The following is a 17,434-nucleotide window of genomic DNA, read 5'->3' on the forward strand; positions in this document are numbered from 1 at the left end:
CTAGAGAGTTTTATTTTTATTGCAAAGCTAAAAGCTTGTAGTTTCAGTTTTCACAGTTTTCAGTTTTTAACTTTTAACTGTGGCTTTTAACTTTTAGCTATCTTTGAGCCTGGATATTAAGCTTTAGGTGAACTTAGACGATTTAAGTCAACACTTTCAACTTTAACATCAACGCCTGAACCGTTCTTAATATAAACGTCTAATTGGTTGAAGGCAATTTCAATGCCACGTTCTTGGCATAGACGGTTAATTGTACGGTTAATATCGTGTGTAGTTGGTACACGATCACCTAACTCTGGTACGTGACAACGTAAGATAAAGTTCAGAGTTGAAGCACCAAAGTCAGAGAAGTAACAAGTTGGTGGGTACTTGTCTTTGAAAACTTTTGGAGATAAGTTAGCAGCTTCTAATAGAGTTTCAGTTACCAGATCAACATCAGAACCGTAAGCTACACCAATATTTAATACTAGACGAGTACGAGATTCACTTAATGTCCAGTTAGTAAACGAACTAGTTACAAAAGTTTTGTTTGGAATAACGATTTCTTTGTTATCTGCATCAGTAATAGTCGTTGCACGAATACGAATTGATTTAATGCTACCGCTATTACCTGCAATCGTAACATAGTCACCAATACGAATTGGACGTTCAAAGAGAATAATAAAGCCCGCGACAAAGTTAGTAAAGATTTCTTGTAAACCAAACCCTAGACCAACTAATAGAGCTGAAAGTAGCCATTGAAGTTTTGACCAATTTAAACCTAAAGTACCTACAGCTACAGAGAAACCAATAGCAAATAAGATGTAAGCACTAATAGTTTGAATTGCGTATGGTAAACCATCAGCAAAGCGGATTTTACTAAAGACAAAGATGTCTAGAAGAGTTTTTAAGTTCTTCCAAATAAAGTAAGTAACAAGGATACTAACAATAGCTTTAAAGAAGTTTAATAAGGTAATGTTTTGTACCGTACCCGCTACTGTTCCAGCTACTTGCCAGATAGTTACTTTATCTAAGTAGTTAACAACACTCACTAGATCTGACCATACTACGTAGAAGACAATTAAACCAAAAGTCCACGCAATTAGATTAGATAAACGTAAGTAATCTACAAATTGGTCAAAGTAAGCTTGACGTTGTGCATTAAATAAAGCTAATGCTCTTTCTCTTTGCTGTACAAAGATATTACCTGAAGTTACTGCACTCTTATATTGAACATCATCTAAGTCATCAGCAATAACTTTTGGTTCAGGTTGAGCACGGCGAGAGTTTATTAAGTTAAATACCGCTAGTTCACGTTGTAAGAGACGAGTAACTAGGATAATAATTACAATGCCGTAGTAGCTATGTAGGATATGTTGTAAGATTACCGTAGTCGTATTAACATAACCGTTTAGTACCATTACTAACAGTAATAGCGGTAGTAACCAAACTAGACCAACTGCTACTTTGTACTTAAGGTCAAGATAACCGTGTGATAAACGGTAGCTTTGGTTCATCCTACGAGTATATCTGGTTAAAGCAACTAAAGTATAAATTAAAGCAACAACGTAAGCCGTTTGCCCTAAGATATTTTCAGACGGAGTTACCGTTGGGTGAACGTTAAAGTACATAATGTTCACGAAGATAAAAATCATCACCGCCGTTTCGTTGAGGAAATTACGTAACGTCTGGTTAAACACTGCTGTTTTCATAAACAGTTGTTTAACTGGTGACTCTGGTAAATCCATATATTTATCGGCTTCGATAACTTTTTCTTTACGCGCTTCAGGATCGATAACACGTACACTTTCCCAACATACTAAGTTGTTATCTTCACCAACTAATGGTTGAGTTTCATGAGAGATTAATCCTTTATGACGCTCAATTTCAGCTAAGAAATCAAGTCTTTCTTGACCAAAGCGTTTTTTGGTTGTTGCAGCAACTTTGGAGCTTGCAAAGATACGTGCTGGAACAAACTTAACACGAGGTTGTGGTAAGTGTAAGCTATCTTCAAGTAAATGTAGATCGTTGTTTTCGATTTTTGCGTAGAATGAACCTTTTGGACTATAGTGAGTATTTAGGACACCACCTGAACGTAAAAGGTTAATCGTGAACGATAAGAACATTAAGAAGATAAAAGTGTAACCAAAGTAGTCGATTACGTAACTTGTATCTTTAAAGATAGTATTAAAGAGAATTAATACCGCACCACCCCAAATAAATGAACGGTAGATATTAGTTAATAAAGTTAACAAGATCGCCAGAGGCGTAACAATAAAACCATCTTTTTCACGGTTATTTACGCGATTACGTAAAACTTCTAAGTGCGCAACAATACGATTAGTTTGCTTGTGAATAGCATAGCCTAAAAGAATAAACAGTGCTCCTAAGAAGTAGAATAACAGTGAACCTACAGTAATGGTAAATTGTGCTTTAACATTCTCGATTTGGTTCTTAGCACCGTACCAATAGGTTTTTAACCAATTGGCATTTACCGGAGGTGTTGAACGCACAAAGAAGTCTTGTTGGTTTAACTGGTTATCAATACCTTGGATTGTTGCTAATAACTTGTTTTGTAAGTTATCAACACCAGTTGTTTCAACAATTGCTTGGTTAAGAAGTTTTAAGTTCTCTTCAATTAAACTTGAGCGTTGACTTAAAATTTCTTTTAATGCTGCTGTTTCTTCAGCGTTAAAAGTTATATTATTGCTTTTTTCTAAATTTGCAATATATGTGTTTGGATTAGCTAGTAACTGTTGTTCAGCCAGTAATTGGAAGTTAGTTACTTGTAAGCTATTAATTTTGTTTGAAAAACTAGTTATCTCACCAACATCTGGTAAAAAGCTCTTTTGCTGGTTAATTAACACGTTTAACTCTAACGTACCTTTTAACACTTCAATTTGCGTTGAAATGGTACGCGAAACTTGTTGAGCTATGTCTAATTGACCACTACGCTCTTGATTTACTTGGTTAATATAAGTAATAAAAGAGTTGAGCTCATCAAGGTTATCTACCAGTTTACGGTTTGCTTGTGCTTGTTGCAGTAAAACAGGAGAGTCTTTAAATTGGTTTTCTTTACCAGCAACTTGGCTTTCTAAAGTACGGTTGTAAGCAGCGGTATAACTAGTTAACTGGAGGTTATACAGTTTTTCTTCTAAACTATATTTTTGTTTTAACAAATCATTGTAGTTTGTTAAAGTAGTTTGTTGTGAAATATAGTAGTTAGCTAAACTGTTACTTGCAGTTAAATAGTCAGCTTCAGCTTGTAAGTTTGAAATTTGCTGAATAGCTAAATTGCTACTTTCTGATAAAGTTGCCGTAATTTCTTGTAAGCGGTTGTTATTTTGAATAACTTCAACATTAGCATTAGTGCTTACTGGAATGATTTCTGCTTCTTGAGCATCTAATTTAGTTAAGTTATCGTTAATAACTTGGATTTGCGCTTGTAATTGCGCAACGCTTAACTTATCAAGATTAAGACTTGCTTGATCATAATTGTCTACTTGACTTTGTAAACTAGTAATTTGTTGAGCAAGTTGATCTTTTGCTTGAGTAATTTCATTAACTTTAGCAGTTAAGGAAGCTAAGTTTTGTAAAGCTGCAATTGCCTTGTTAGTATAGTCAATAGCTTGAGTTAGCTGGGTAATTGCATTTTGCGTAGTCGTATCTGGATTCGTCTGCGCTTTTAAAATATTTAACTGTTGGTTTAAATTTATTAATTTGTTATTTAAACTTTCAACTTGCAAATTTGCTTGCGTAGCAGCTTGGGTACTTGGCACAGCAAAGTTTAAAGCTTTAACTGCTAATTGAGGAGAGTTAGTTAAAGCTAAAGCTAAACCTGCTCCCAAGCCTAGGCTAGTTAGGAGTTTAATTTTACTCATAATAAAAACTTGTATCTAATAAGGATAATAGAGAGTTGAATGCTTATTATAACAGATATAACTCGCTATTATTTTGTAAAATCCATAATAATCTGGAGAATGTAAAAATCTAATTATGAAAAAGCTCCTCAGGTTTCCCTAAGGAGTTTTTCATTTTGCGTGATTTAAGATTGCAACTTAAGCAACGTTTTCGTTATTTGTTGCAGGAGCAACAGGAGCTCGTGGAACAGAACGATCACCGTGACAGTGTTTAAATCTTAAACCAGAACCACATGGACATGGATCATTACGACCTACACCCGCAAAGTTTAATTCTCCATCAGCTGCAGGAGCATTTACTTGTGGCGCAGGAACAGGTTGACCTGTTGTTAGTGGTTGGTTGTTAGTTGGAGTTTGTTCTACGTGTACTTTCGAAAGAATTGAGATTACATTGTAGTTTAAGGTATTTAGTAACGCACTAAACATTTCAAAAGATTCACGTTTGTACTCTTGTTTTGGATCTTTTTGTGCATAACCACGTAAGTGGATGTGTCTACGTAAGTGATCCATATCACTTAAGTGTTGACGCCATAAGTCGTCAAGGTTTTGCACAAATACTGCACGCTCAACCGCGATTTTTAACTCGGCACCAAGTTGTTCCATTTTCGCATTATAAGCTTCTAAGATCTTCTCAGCAATTTCACGTACAAAGTCTTCTTCTTGTAAGATTGCTGATTCTTCTAGACGTTTTTTCACAGAGTAGTCTAGGTTGAAGTCATTTTTTAGAAGCGCATCTAAACCATCTAGATCCCATTGTTCATACACGGTATTAGGTGGCATAAAGCGAGAAATAACATCACCCACAACATCATAAGTTTGGTTAATAATTAACTCACTTAGATCATCTTTTTCAAGTAAGTAATCACGTTGTTGGTAGATTACTTTACGTTGTTCGTTAATTACGTCATCGTAACTAATTAGATCTTTACGGATGTCAAAGTTGTGAGCTTCAACTTTACCTTGCGCATTAGCGATAAAGCGAGACATGATCTTCATGTCTAAGAAGTCATCTTCGTTAGTGAAAGCATTAGCTAAAGTTTTTAAGCGTGCTTCAGGGATAAAGATACGTAATAGGTTATCTTCTAACGAGAGGTAGAAACGAGATGAACCTGGGTCACCTTGACGACCAGCACGACCACGTAACTGGTTATCGATACGACGAGATTCGTGACGTTCAGTACCAATAATTGCTAGACCACCAGCGTTACGTACTAACTCGTTATCTTCTTCCCATTTTTTGTTAACTGCAGCAATTTGTTCTTCAGTTGCATCTGGACCTAACTCTTCGATCATTGATTTACGGTTACCACCTAAGATGATATCTGTACCACGACCTGCCATGTTAGTAGCAATAGTTACTGTACCAGGTTTACCAGCTTGCGCAATGATTTCCGCTTCACGCATGTGGAACTTAGCGTTTAATACTTGGTGCGTAATCCCTGCTTTAGTTAAGAACTGTGAAAGAACTTCAGATTTTTCAACTGAAGCGGTACCAATTAGTACCGGTTGACCACGACTAATACGTTCTTTTACGTCATTAACGATAGCTTTGAATTTAGCTTTTTCTGTTTTGAACAGAATGTCAGGTAAATCTTCACGCGCATTTGGACGGTTAGGTGGAACTACTACAGTATTTAAGCTATAGATTTGGTTAAACTCAAATGCTTCAGTATCAGCTGTACCTGTCATACCTGAAAGGTTTTCATAGGTACGGAAGTAGTTTTGATAAGTAATTGAAGCAATTGTAGTATTTTCCGCTTGGATAGGTACTCCTTCTTTAGCTTCAATAGCTTGGTGAGTACCGTCACCCCAACGACGTCCTTCCATTGTACGACCTGTATTCGGGTCAATAATCATAATTTGATTATTTTGTACGATGTAGTCTACGTTTAATTCAAATAAAGTATGTGCTCTTAGAGCGGCATTAAAGTAGTGTAATAACTGTAATGAACGAGTTGAGTACAGAGATTCACCTTCTTGTAATAAACCTGCAACAGTTAGAATTTGTTCTACTTTAATTTGACCTTGTTCAGTTAAGTGTACTTGACGGTTTTTTAAATCAACTACGTAATCACCAGCTTGACTTTCGTCTTCGATCTCTTCTTTTTCTTGCGCTTTTAAGTGAGGAACCACTTTGTTCATCGCAATACAAAGATCTGTAGCATCAGACGCTTGTCCAGAGATAATTAATGGTGTACGTGCTTCATCGATAAGAATTGAGTCAACCTCATCGATAATACAATAGTAGTGTTCACGTTGTACTTTGTCTTCTTTACGGTTTACTAAGTTATCACGTAAGTAGTCAAAACCTAGCTCACTGTTAGTTGCATAGGTAATGTCACAATTGTAAGCTTCACGTTTTTGTTCATTAGTCATGCCTGAAAGGTTAATTCCCACGCTAACGTCAAGGAAATTAAATAATGGCATATTGTTTTTTGCGTCACGTTCAGCAAGGTAGTCGTTTACTGTCACTACGTGGACACCACGACCAGTTAAAGCGTGTAAATAAGACGCCATAGTTGAAGTTAAGGTTTTACCTTCACCTGTACGCATCTCCGCAATTGAACGCGAACATAATACAAGAGAACCAATAACTTGCACGTCAAAAGGACGCATACCTAAAACACGTTTAGAAGCTTCACGTACTACAGCAAAGGCTTCTGGACGAATGCTTACTAAGCTTTCGCCTTTTGCTAAACGGTCACGGAATTCTTGAGTTTTTGCTTTTAGTTCTTCATCACTTAACTGTGAGATAGAGTGTTCAAGATCATTGATCTTTTTTAATTCACGGTTCATACGAGCAAGGATACGATCATTGCTTGAACCAAATAATTTTGTAAAGATTGAAGTAAAGATATTCATAAATTAAAACTTCGTATAGCCTCTGGCAATAATGTTCAACTTAAGTCTAATTTGGTGCACCAAATTAGACTCCTAGCAAAAATATAAAAATAAATTTGTAGGGTGAAATTATGGCGCAGCTCTAACTATGCTATAAACCAAGAGAGATAAGCGTTGCTCTGGTTGCGTCAAAGAATATTTCTTTTTCGGCACCTCTTGGCTAGCAGGGCTAGACGGAAGTTGAGGAGTAATCTTATGTTGACGATAAGTTAGGTTATTGTTTTTTAAGAGTAAACTAATATCAGAGGTTTGGGAAAAACGATTTAAACGACTATTAGCTTCACTCTGGGGAACATTACTAAATACCGCAGTAATAAAGATTAAACATGCCAGAAAAGCACAACGATAATTTTTGTGGATGAGCTTTTCTTGTTGCATAGGAAAAAAGTTAGATAATGACCTGTATATGTTACCTAAACTTGCCTTTTTAAGCAAATAAAATTTAGTATTTTTTCGATAATTTTTCTCGGAAATGGAGATTAGGTAAAAATTATTAATGCTTCGAGCAATTTTTAGGAGAACAAGCTATTAGAATAGCACAGTTAGCATATTTTGGTTAACTCTTTATATAGACAATTTTATCAATGTAAAGTTTTATTAAAAATTGAACTTTAATGGAGAAAGGACAATAATGCTGTTATTTGCGGGGAGAGAAGAGAAAATCTAGGAGAATGCAGAAGATCAGTAGAGCTTATTAGTAGATCTTGAGCGGGCAATGAACTTTTGCCCATAGATAGCAGATAGTATAGGACAGGTTGTAAATATCTGAAGTAATAGAGCAGTATCTAGAACTGTACAGCAGTATCTGCGTAATGGTGCAGCATCTGCATAGCAGTAGAGTATCGGCATAGCATTAAAGTATCGGCATAGCATTAAAGTATCGGCATAGCATTAAAGCATCGGCATAGCAGTAGTAGAACAGTATTAAGGGAGAAGAAATGTTTCTTCTCCCTTAATACTTTAGGTCTTAGATTAAATTTTATATTCTTCCTATTTCAAGAAGTTTTGGCTACTAAACCTTTGTCTGCAAAGTAAATTTGGTTTAATAAGTAAACTTTCTTGTCGAATAAGTTTGGTTACTAGTGAGGAGAACCAAAACGAGTTTGTAGTTCTTTCTTGTGCAGAGAGATCGCATTAGTGCGAATACGACTGTCTTTAGCTGGGTAGAGGTAGTTAAAGATAAGCACAGTAATAAGTCCGGCAACTATAACTCCAATCCCCAAGAAGAGAAAGGTTTTCCCCATATATCTAGGTTCCATACTAATTAAGTAAATAATGATACTTGGAATAATGGTACGAATACTCAAGAAGAGAGATGAAGCTGTACCGACCATATGGTTGTAATCCATTAAATAGATAGAAACTAGATTAGCATTTTGGAAACCGGTAAATAAGGCATTACAAGTTTGCGCAATTACCAGACCTATAGGGCCAAGGAAGTAAAAGGCAACGGCAAAGTTAACTGCACAAAAGACAGTTTGTAAAAGAGTCGCGCTTACTAAAATCTTTTGTGGGTTAAATCTTTTAACTAAAGAGCCATTGAGGCGGTTAGCGAGAATGGTAAAAATTACCGGAATTATTGAGTAGTAACCAATTTGATAAGGAGCTATTTGATAGTCACTTACAAGGATAGCTGAACAAAGAGCTGTCCAAGCAAATATTACCACCGCCATTAAACCACCAAGAAATAAACAAAGCAGTGATTTTACATTTGATAAAATCGTAGCGTAGTTCTTGATAATGGCTACAGGGTTAATTGATTGACGACGCTTTTTATCTAAGGTCTCTGGGATCTTAACTAAGAAGCAAAGAAGAGCAAAGATACAAATTGCCGAAAGAATCGTAAAGATCCAACGCCAACCTAAAGCTACCAGAACATAGCCACCAAGCAATGGCGCGAAAGCTGGAGCCATTAAGAAAAGAATCATTACCCAAGAGTTGTAAACTATAAAGTTTCTCGCTGAATAACTATCGCGTAAGATTGCCGTAGGTAAAAGCCCAAAGCAACTAAAGATCACTCCTTGACAAAAGCGTGCTACTTGCAGTTGCCCAAAGGTTTGGGTATTTATAAAGATAAAGTTAATTAGCACTGCTAATAAAGTACAGGCAATTAAAGAATTACGACGACCAAAGCGATCGGTAATTGGTCCCCAGATTAATTGTCCAAAACCTAGTCCAAGGAAGTAAGTTGCAGATAGAGTTTGGATTTGCGCGAGAGAAACATGATAATCTTGTGCTACTTCCAGAATTGCGGGATTAAATGAGGTGTTAGCTAGTCCGGGAGTAATTGAAACTAAAGATAATAAGATGACAATAAAATAAGCAGGTGGGAGTTTTTTCTGTAAGGCTCTTTGATGTGTACTTATGACGTCATAATTTGAATGAGCTGAGGTATTCCCACTCTCTTTTTTATGTCTATGCACAGTTTCATAGTGGGATTGGTAATCCCAAAACTCGACACGACGTTTGGGTGTTAGATTATGAGGAAGTTCGTCTTCCTCGGGATTGTTTGTTGAATTACTGGTCATGATATTTTTTTATTATCAAAAATTAATGTGAAAGGATAAAAAGCTTTACTTTGCAGGCATTTACAGACAAAGGAGAGCTTTATATATTATAGCAAAGTCAAAGCGCGCGATCTTAAGGTATAATATTCTTGTTAAACAACCTCATAGATTAATATGACAAAAACAGTTTTTTCACTTTCAGAGGATCCATTAGATCTCCCTGAAACTAAGGTAAAATTAAGTTTTTCTCAACTTATGGCTAACTTACAGTTAATGCTACGCATTCGTGCATATTTGTGGGATAAACTGCCAGAAGGCTTGGGAAAGAATTTAGCCGAGCAACTGCATTTAAAATATGCTGCAAGTGTGCAAGGGCTAATTTGTCCGATTTTATCTTTAAATGACCAAGGACAAATAAGCAAAATAGTAGTGAACTACTACTTTGCCGGTTACGCAACGACCTTACGTAAACCGTTTCAAAATTTACTACAAAATTTAAAAAAAGAAAGAGAGTTCTACACGCTTGCTAGAGTAGAGTTTGAAGAACGTGTAAACCCTGAACTGTATAAACTAGCAACAGAATATGATTTACAGTTACAACGTCAAAGTCGTATTGACTTAAATGACTATTATCATGAACAGCATATTAGCCAAGAGTTAGAAGATCAACAACTTGCTTTGCTCTTAGGCGTTAACCCCGAAGAACTCAACCATTTAGTTAAAGGCAAAGAAAGAGACTTCTATAAACTCCTTCGTCAACATGAAAAACAATTACAAGCAAATGTATTTGATGTTGATAATCCTTTGCTAAGTGAACAAATAAGTGCTTATGTTGAAGACCAGTTAGAGACACGTACTACTTACTATCAAGCGCAGCAATTAGCTGAGCAACAAAAGCGTTTGCTCGAAAATTATCAAGATGTAAGTAAGGCTCCTTTACCTGATTATGTTACGCGTGAACAAATGCGTACTGGTATTTTCTGGGAGCTTTTGGGGCAGTCTTTAGTTGAGGGAGATAATGCTTTATTTGCTCAAGAAGCTCGTGAGCAATTTGCACGTCAACAAGCGCAAAGACGAGCTGAAGTCTTTCAAGCTTATCTTGAGCGCGCAAATAGTGAAACTGCCGAACCCAAACTAGATTTAACAGCTGAACAAGCTTTACGTCAAGAAAAGGACAAGCAGTTAATCGTAACTGCTAATTTTGCTTTAATCTCTCAAGAGTTACAAGCTGAATTAAATAGTTTTGTGCGTGAGTTAGTGCCTCAAGTCATGACTCATTTTGCTTACCAAGCATGGCAGAATTTTAATTTAGGTTATGCAGATAGATACCATGAAGCTAAGGAAATTTTAGAAACAAATCCAGAACATGCACATGCGCGTGCAGTTATGGATAGTTTTTTATTGCCAATTAAGCAAGATATGCTTGATGGCTTTGCTTTAAATGAGCTTAAATTAGTGCAAAGAGCTATTTGGCAAATAGGTAAGCAACAAGTAACTTATGGTAAAGAGATTGCGCAATTTTTTACCCAAGCGTTACAAATGCCGGTTAATCTCTTTAAACTAGGGGAATGCTTTGCCTATAGTGAGCAAGAACCACAATACTGGGCGGTAGATACAGTTTTAGCTTGCTTTTCTTGGTCTGAGTTTAAAGAAAACTACCTTGAGCAAACAATAAAACCTTTATTTTCTACAGAACTCTTGCAGAAAATAAGTTTTATGAGCTTAGCAGAGTATAACCAAGTAGAGCAGAAATTAGAGCAAGGTGAATTTGTAGTGCCAACGGCTATAAGTGGAGAAGAGTTAGACACGTCTTTACAAGGTTTGCAAGAACTCTTTGCTTATAAGCAAGCATTGCATGAGCAATTAGCTTCGCTTGAAAAAGCTTTAGCAAATCCATCACTTGCTAAATACCAAAACTATTTCCAAGAGCTGTCTCTTGCTGTTAGCAATAACTTGGAGTTACTTGAGCAATTAACTAGCCAAGTAGGTGCTTTAGAGCAAATGAAGCAAGCTAGCTTAAAAGATGGAAGTAAATCGCAATTAAGTTTGCCTGCAGAGTTTGAGCAGAGTTTAGCAAAACTTCTTTCTTTACCAGCAAACGGTATGACGTTAGAGGCTGGGCAAGAGCAGGAGAATTTAGCTCAAGCAAATGAGCTAGCTGAGCTTGCTGAAGTAAAAGCGCAGAGTGCTAAACTTGCTCATTGGCAACAAGAAATGACTACTACTCTTAAAGCTCTAGCTACTAGTCTTAAACCTCTTTTAGATTTATCAGTTTTACCAGCACTAGATAATGAAACTGGTAAAGGAGAGAAAAAAGCAGCACAAAACTATGCACAAGAAAATGACAATGCGCAAGGAAATGAGCTCGATATCGAAAAAGCGAGCAAAGAGCAAGATGCTGAAGCTTTTAGTGAGAAAGATGTAATCTCGGCTGCGCAATGGGAGAAGTTTGCTCAAGATATTCAAGCTAAACTCCAAGAGCAAGATCTTGAGTTTGAGTTAAGACAAGAACAAAGAGAAGCTCGTGTACAAGCGCAACGTGTAGCTGAACAAAATCGCAAACAAAAACAGCCTAAGCAACCTAAGCAAGTCGAGGAGGTAACTCCTGAAGAAAAGGTTGCTTACTGGCGAGATTTTGACTATAAAGCCCGTATAGGGGCGCAGTTAGCAAGTAACACAGGTATTTATCATTCTGATGGGCAAGTAGTTGAGCAAATGCAAGAGTTTGTTAAAGCTTTACGTAAAGAGCTCTTTCGTAGTCAAACTTTTAACGTTAATATCAACAAGGTGCCTGCTGAACTAAGTAAGCAGTTAGTTAAAGAGAAAAATGCTTACGAATTGGCTTTAGCGAGAGGTTATAATCCAGCTTATCAACTGCTTCGTTTACAAAATGAGTTTTTAGAGCGTCAAATTAAACGTGGACGTAAAATAAAAAACTATCTTGTTTATGCCAAAGATTTTGTTGAGCAAATGCCACAAGATTTATTTTTCCATGATCAAGAAGCGCCATATCTCGGTAAGCAAGGTATGATCTTAGCCTTACAGGCTGATATAAGTCAGAGTGGAGGAGCGACTAACTCTCACAGTGATGAACCTGAAAGTCTTGAGTATAGTCAAAATCGAGTTAATAAAGTTGAACTGGATCCAGACCTACCTCTTGATGTCGCTATCTACCAGCTAGTTGAAAAACGTTACGAGCGTAAAGACAGAGACTTCCTCAATAGTCTTTTACGTCAGTATGATAGCTTGATTGCGCAAAAATCTAAGTTAAAAGGCAAGGATTTGATTTTTGCAGCTGTAACCAAGGATTTACCTGATGCTAAGCAAAAACAAGTCAATGCCTTAGAAAAGCGTTTACTTAAAAGTACCAAAGAAAACTTAGCTGTTATTATTCCCGTGATTAATGCGGTGTATGAGCAACAGCAAATTGAAAATCCTTGGTTAGCAGATAATTACCAAGATTTTGATTTGCTTCAAGCTTTACGTGAAGTTAATCAGCTAGGATTAGTAGTAAATGATCTACGTACTTTAAGCGCAAGACTGAATAAGCATGCTCATCCTAATTTTATTAGTGTAATTAGTTTGGTTGAAGAGTACCAAGAGTTAATCGGTTTTAAACTCATAAAATTCTCTGATGAGCAGGACGAACCTTTAACTCTAGAGCAACTTGAAGCCAAAGCGCAAAGCGATGATAAGTATGCGCAACTGTTAAAAGATCCAGTTAAACTCGAAGCTTGGCTAGCTGAACGTGAAGCCCAAGCGCGTAAGCAAGAGCAACTCTTTACCGAGCTGGCAACTAAAGTTAAAGAGCAAGGACAAGAGCAAGATTTTGCTGAACAAGTAGATTTAATTAAACAGCACCGTCAACTTGCTTCGCAAAGTTATCAACGTCCATATGTCGCCTCTTCAACTTTATCAGCAACTGGACAAAAGTTTATGCAACAGCGTGGGCATAAACCAGTTAGTGCAGTACGTGAGTATCAAGAGGAGCATGGTTTACGCTTACCACAAGTTATAGAACAAGAAAATCTTGATCTTATTCGTGTCTACCAAAGATTAGTGTTAAACCCTGACTTGATTGAAGCCGAGCTTAATTCTAAAGAAAGCAATACGCAAGTATTCGCTATCTATAGTCAAGCTCCAGAGCTAGAAACTCTTGATTATAGTAAAACTGAAGCTCCACATTTAGCGCAAAGCTTCCCACGTAAGAGCAAAGATTTTGCCTCTCTGTTTGAATTTAAAGTAATTAAAGAAGAACAGCAGTGGCAAAAAGACGAGCATGCACCTCAAGTGGTTGAGGAAGAGCTTGAGTTTGCAGGAGTGAGTGATCTCTCTCATGCGCCTCTATATGGCCAACGCCAAGCACAACAGCGTGCCAAAGTTGAGCAACTTATGGAGCCACCAGAGTTTACTCCGGAAGAAGTTGAGAGAAAACTTGAAGAAATTGCTCAACGTCATCGTAAACGTCGAGCACATTTTGCTGCTCTCGATCGTGAGCTACAAATTTTAGAGCACGCAAAGGCTAGCGGTTCAGGAGCAATGCCTAATAGTGAAAGGAAACTAAAAGAACCTAAGTAGGTGATGGCGAGTGTGGGCTAGCGAGTGTGGACTATCTGTAAGGAAAACAATAAAACCTAGAGGGAAACCTCTAGGTTTTATTGTTTTTTATGCTTTTTCTTGTTCAGGCTTAGGCAAGGAGATTAACGTCTACTTTATTTTTGTTGGTAAAGAGACTAGTTAAGAGGGCTGTAGCTAAAGCTACAAGTAAAACTGATCCAGTGATTATTAACATATCACTAAGTTTAAGTTCAACTGGAATATAGTCGATAAAGTAATTAGAAGCACTAATTACTTCAACTCCAGCGTCAAGTAATGCTGTACTTAGATATTCTAAGGCAAAACTTAAAAGAGCGCCAAGAGTTAAACCAATAACCACAGCATAGCCTGCGAGGATTAAACTATAGTAAATAAAGATCTGGTGAATTTGCCAAGTAGATAAGCCTACGGCTTGCAAGCTGGTAATTGATTTTTTCTTGTCACGAATTTGAATTAAGATCGAACAAATAATGTTAAAGCTTGCTAAGGTTAAGACAAAGATTAGACCTATATTTAATAAAGACTTAATCATAGGAATATCGTGATAGATATTTGGATAGACTTGTCCCCAAGTTGTGTAGCTAATGCTTTGTTGGCTTGTCCAACCTTGATAAGGAACTATGTTGAGATTGTCAGGATCAACTAGTTTGATTTGGAAAGCATTAGCAATATCTTGTGCTTTTATCTTGCCAGCTTGGCTAGTTAGAAGACAATTAGCTTCTGGATCTTTTACCGGAGTAATTTCTCCATTAGCACCAACGTTTGGGTATGGACAATTGGAGTTAACTAAGCCCACAATTCCCATAGCATCATAGATATTGTACAAAGTGAGCTCTTTATCAAAGAGTCCATTAGAGTCTATGATCCCGCTAACAATAAAGTATTGGTTTTGCTCTAAACGGCTGTTTTGACTAAAGATATACATGCGAACAAAATCACCTACTTCGATATTTAGATTTTGGGCAAGTTGCTTGCCTAGGACAATACTTGGCGTATTGAGGTAGGTGTTGTATTCGTCTTGGTTCTTAGTATGGGCTACGAGCAAGTTAGCTTTAGCAAGGAGAGAGTTCTGACTATAAGGATCCAGACTGGAGGAGATTAAAGTGGTTAAACCACCTTGTTGTTTCAGGTAATCACCTAGACTACTTACTTGCGCAAAGCTTTGCGGTTCAACGGCAAAGGCTTGTACAACTTGACGTTGCGTCCCGTTTTCAAGAAGCACGGTTTTGCTTACTAGCGGAGTTATGGCTGCGACATTACCAAACTGTTTAAACTCTTTTTCTAACCTTGCGCCATCGATAAAGCTCTGGTTATTGGGAGTAAAAACTACTGCTTGCGGGATTAGGTTAAGAAAACGGCTGTGCAGTTGTTGATCAAAGCCGTTTAACACCGCATTGGTAAGTAAAAGAATGGAAATGCCGAGAATAATTCCAAGTTTGGTTAACCAATTGATAAAAGAGAGAACACGAATACTAGATTTGTGTTTATAAAAACGCCAAGCGATCATCAAAGTTAATTTGGGAAGCTTAGGCATAGTTTAGTAATCTCCCTTTATCGAGATGCCAACGAATCGGTAAGCTTTGGGCAATATTCAGATCGTGGGTAACTAAGAGAATGCTTGTAGCAAAGTCTTGGTTAATACGATGAATTAACGCCATAACCTCGTTAGAGGTTTCTTGGTCTAGGTTACCTGTAGGCTCATCGGCAAGAATAATTTTAGGATTATTTATTAAAGAGCGGGCAATAGCCACTCTTTGTCTTTCTCCACCAGAAAGTTGATCTGGGAAGTGGTGCATACGTTCGCCAAGTCCCATATACTCTAATAACTCTTGCGCACGTTTACGTGCTTGTTTGAGATCAGCTTTGCCAATTTGCGCCGGTAAGAGTACGTTTTCTAAGGCATTAAAGTCTGGTAATAGGTTATGAAATTGGAAAATAAAACCTATCTCTTGATTACGGAGAGCATTAATCTCTTTGGCAGACATTTTTGCGAGGTCTTTCCCGCGCCAGTAAATAGTATCTTCTGGTACTTTTTCAAAGCCAGCAAGGAGGTAAAGTAAAGAAGATTTACCATTCCCAGATTTACCAACCAGAGAAATTTGCTCTCCCTCTTTAATACTAAAGTTGAGATCAGAAAAGATTATAGTGGCTTGCTCTTGAGACGCAAGAGCTCCATGAGTAACTTTGGCTTGGTTATTAATATAAGCCAAAGAGAGATGTTTAACTTCAAGAATAGTCATAATTTAGCGTAAAACTTGAGCTGGACGAATGCGAATAATAAAGTATCCGGCAATCGCAGTAGTTAGAAAGATAACAGCTGTACAGCTCAGATAAGTTAGAGCAATACTTGGGTAGTTAATTTCGAGCGGGATATTAATATTAATGTACTGATTGTACTTATCCCAAAAATGAGTAATGCAGAAAAAGAGGACAATACTTATTAAGTTACCTCGGATAAGTAGACCTAGTACCATTGCTAAAAACACTTGATTGAGTTTAGCAGGAGGCATACCAAGAACATTTAAAATAGCAATATCTCGATCTTTTTCCACAATAATAAAACTAAAGGTAATTAAGCAACTTAAGATGGCAATAATAATGAGCAATGAAGTTAAGGTTGTGGTTACACGCCCCTCAGTCTTAATTGCATTAAAGATTACCGCATAGCGCTGGCGCCAATCGCTAGCGCTAACTATGCCAAGCTTGTCGCCATTAATAGTTTGTGGGTTAGCGCTATAGCTATAGTTAGCTTGTGCTTCTAGACCCAGTTTAGGGATAACTTGCTCAATCTGTAACGGATCTTTTAAAAAGATATTGATTTGTTGTAAATTGCTCGTGAGGTTTAAACGAGCAAGATCATAGAGATTGGCGTACCAAGTATCATTGAGAGAAGCGTCGTTATAGATATAAGCAATAGTAAACTGACGCATCACCGGCATAAAGCCTGTTGGTAAGTAAGTAGACTTATTACTATTAATTAAAGTAACTTTATCACCAATTGTTAAAAGGTAGCTATGAGCAACACTTGCCGGAATTGCCAAAGTAAACTGTCCACGCGGAAGGTCAAAGTTTGCTACTTCAGGAGGAATGTTTAAGGGAGCATTTGTATTAGTATTTAGTTGTTGACGCGTTTGTGGATTGTCATTATCTAAACCAAATACTTGGGCTTCCAAAATACGTTCGTTTACCTGAATAAAAAATTGCCCACCAGAGTAAAGGTTGAGTTGATTAATATCCTTAGCTATTGGACTTTGGATTAACTCTTGCATAGCCTGACTAAGCTGTGGCGTAGTTTCTCCGTTGACCTTAGCTAAGGGCTGATTAAACTCAACAATAATTTGTGGAGTGTAGTTTAAGAGGCGATCCTTCTGGAATTGTTGCATAGAGTAGAGTACAGAAGTAATCAACGTAATAGCAAGGGTTGCTAAGACAAAAGCAACAATTGACAGTAAGTAACTAATACGGGTAAAGCGAGTGCGACGCACCGCTTTACCAAATCGTTTACTTAAATAGAGTACGGTTGTAAACACA

8 protein-coding genes are annotated in these 17,434 nt (G+C 37.1%); 1 reads left to right on the forward strand and 7 read right to left on the reverse strand.

Annotation, left to right across the window (positions count from 1 at the left end):
* Positions 1-116: 116 nt before the first annotated feature.
* The 4 genes from CKF54_RS06435 to CKF54_RS06450 form a co-directional block, all read right to left on the reverse strand.
* The gene (locus CKF54_RS06435) at positions 117-3,860 is read right to left on the reverse strand and encodes a mechanosensitive ion channel domain-containing protein (RefSeq protein WP_119525539.1); all 3,744 of its coding nucleotides are present in this window, start codon (positions 3,858-3,860) and stop codon (positions 117-119) included.
* Positions 3,861-4,037: 177 nt separating this feature from the next.
* Positions 4,038-6,755 carry a preprotein translocase subunit SecA gene (gene secA, locus CKF54_RS06440; protein ID WP_119525554.1) on the reverse strand — a complete coding sequence of 906 codons (2,718 nt, stop codon included), beginning with the start codon at positions 6,753-6,755 and terminating at the stop codon, positions 4,038-4,040.
* A gap of 114 nt (positions 6,756-6,869) precedes the next feature.
* Complete coding sequence (locus CKF54_RS06445) at positions 6,870-7,178, reverse strand: hypothetical protein (RefSeq protein WP_119525540.1); 309 nt, start codon at positions 7,176-7,178, stop codon at positions 6,870-6,872.
* 701 nt (positions 7,179-7,879) lie between these two features.
* Positions 7,880-9,328 (reverse strand): MFS transporter, encoded by a 1,449-nt coding sequence (locus CKF54_RS06450; protein WP_119525541.1) that lies wholly within the window; start codon positions 9,326-9,328, stop codon positions 7,880-7,882.
* A 153-nt stretch (positions 9,329-9,481) separates the two neighbouring features.
* On the opposite strand from CKF54_RS06450, the gene CKF54_RS06455 reads away from it, so the two are divergent.
* A complete protein-coding gene (locus tag CKF54_RS06455) occupies positions 9,482-13,885 on the forward strand; it encodes a hypothetical protein (protein WP_119525542.1) in 4,404 nt (1,467 codons plus the stop codon).
* A 109-nt stretch (positions 13,886-13,994) separates the two neighbouring features.
* Here the strand turns inward: CKF54_RS06455 and CKF54_RS06460 are convergent, their stop codons facing one another.
* The 3 genes from CKF54_RS06460 to CKF54_RS06470 are packed head-to-tail and all read right to left on the reverse strand — an operon-like array spanning position 13,995 to position 17,433.
* On the reverse strand, positions 13,995-15,437 hold the full coding sequence (locus CKF54_RS06460; protein WP_119525543.1) for an FtsX-like permease family protein: 1,443 nt from the start codon (positions 15,435-15,437) through the stop codon (positions 13,995-13,997).
* Complete coding sequence (locus CKF54_RS06465; protein ID WP_119525544.1) at positions 15,430-16,143, reverse strand: ABC transporter ATP-binding protein; 714 nt, start codon at positions 16,141-16,143, stop codon at positions 15,430-15,432. The genes CKF54_RS06460 and CKF54_RS06465 overlap by 8 nt, the downstream gene beginning before the upstream one ends.
* A 3-nt stretch (positions 16,144-16,146) precedes the next feature.
* Complete coding sequence (locus tag CKF54_RS06470; RefSeq protein ID WP_119525545.1) at positions 16,147-17,433, reverse strand: ABC transporter permease; 1,287 nt, start codon at positions 17,431-17,433, stop codon at positions 16,147-16,149.
* Between the last annotated feature and the right edge of the window lies 1 nt (position 17,434).

This window comes from Psittacicella hinzii (assembly GCF_003585885.1).
Classification (GTDB): Bacteria; Pseudomonadota; Gammaproteobacteria; order Enterobacterales; family Psittacicellaceae; genus Psittacicella.

Excerpts from the sequence above, each read along its gene's own strand:
- CKF54_RS06435 (WP_119525539.1), bottom strand. The coding sequence starts at position 3,860 with ATGAGTAAAATTAAACTCCTAACTAGCCTAGGCTTGGGAGCAGGTTTA.
- CKF54_RS06445 (WP_119525540.1), bottom strand. The coding sequence starts at position 7,178 with ATGCAACAAGAAAAGCTCATCCACAAAAATTATCGTTGTGCTTTTCTG.
- CKF54_RS06450 (WP_119525541.1), bottom strand. The coding sequence starts at position 9,328 with ATGACCAGTAATTCAACAAACAATCCCGAGGAAGACGAACTTCCTCAT.
- CKF54_RS06455 (WP_119525542.1), top strand. The coding sequence starts at position 9,482 with ATGACAAAAACAGTTTTTTCACTTTCAGAGGATCCATTAGATCTCCCT.
- CKF54_RS06460 (WP_119525543.1), bottom strand. The coding sequence starts at position 15,437 with ATGCCTAAGCTTCCCAAATTAACTTTGATGATCGCTTGGCGTTTTTAT.
- CKF54_RS06465 (WP_119525544.1), bottom strand. The coding sequence starts at position 16,143 with ATGACTATTCTTGAAGTTAAACATCTCTCTTTGGCTTATATTAATAAC.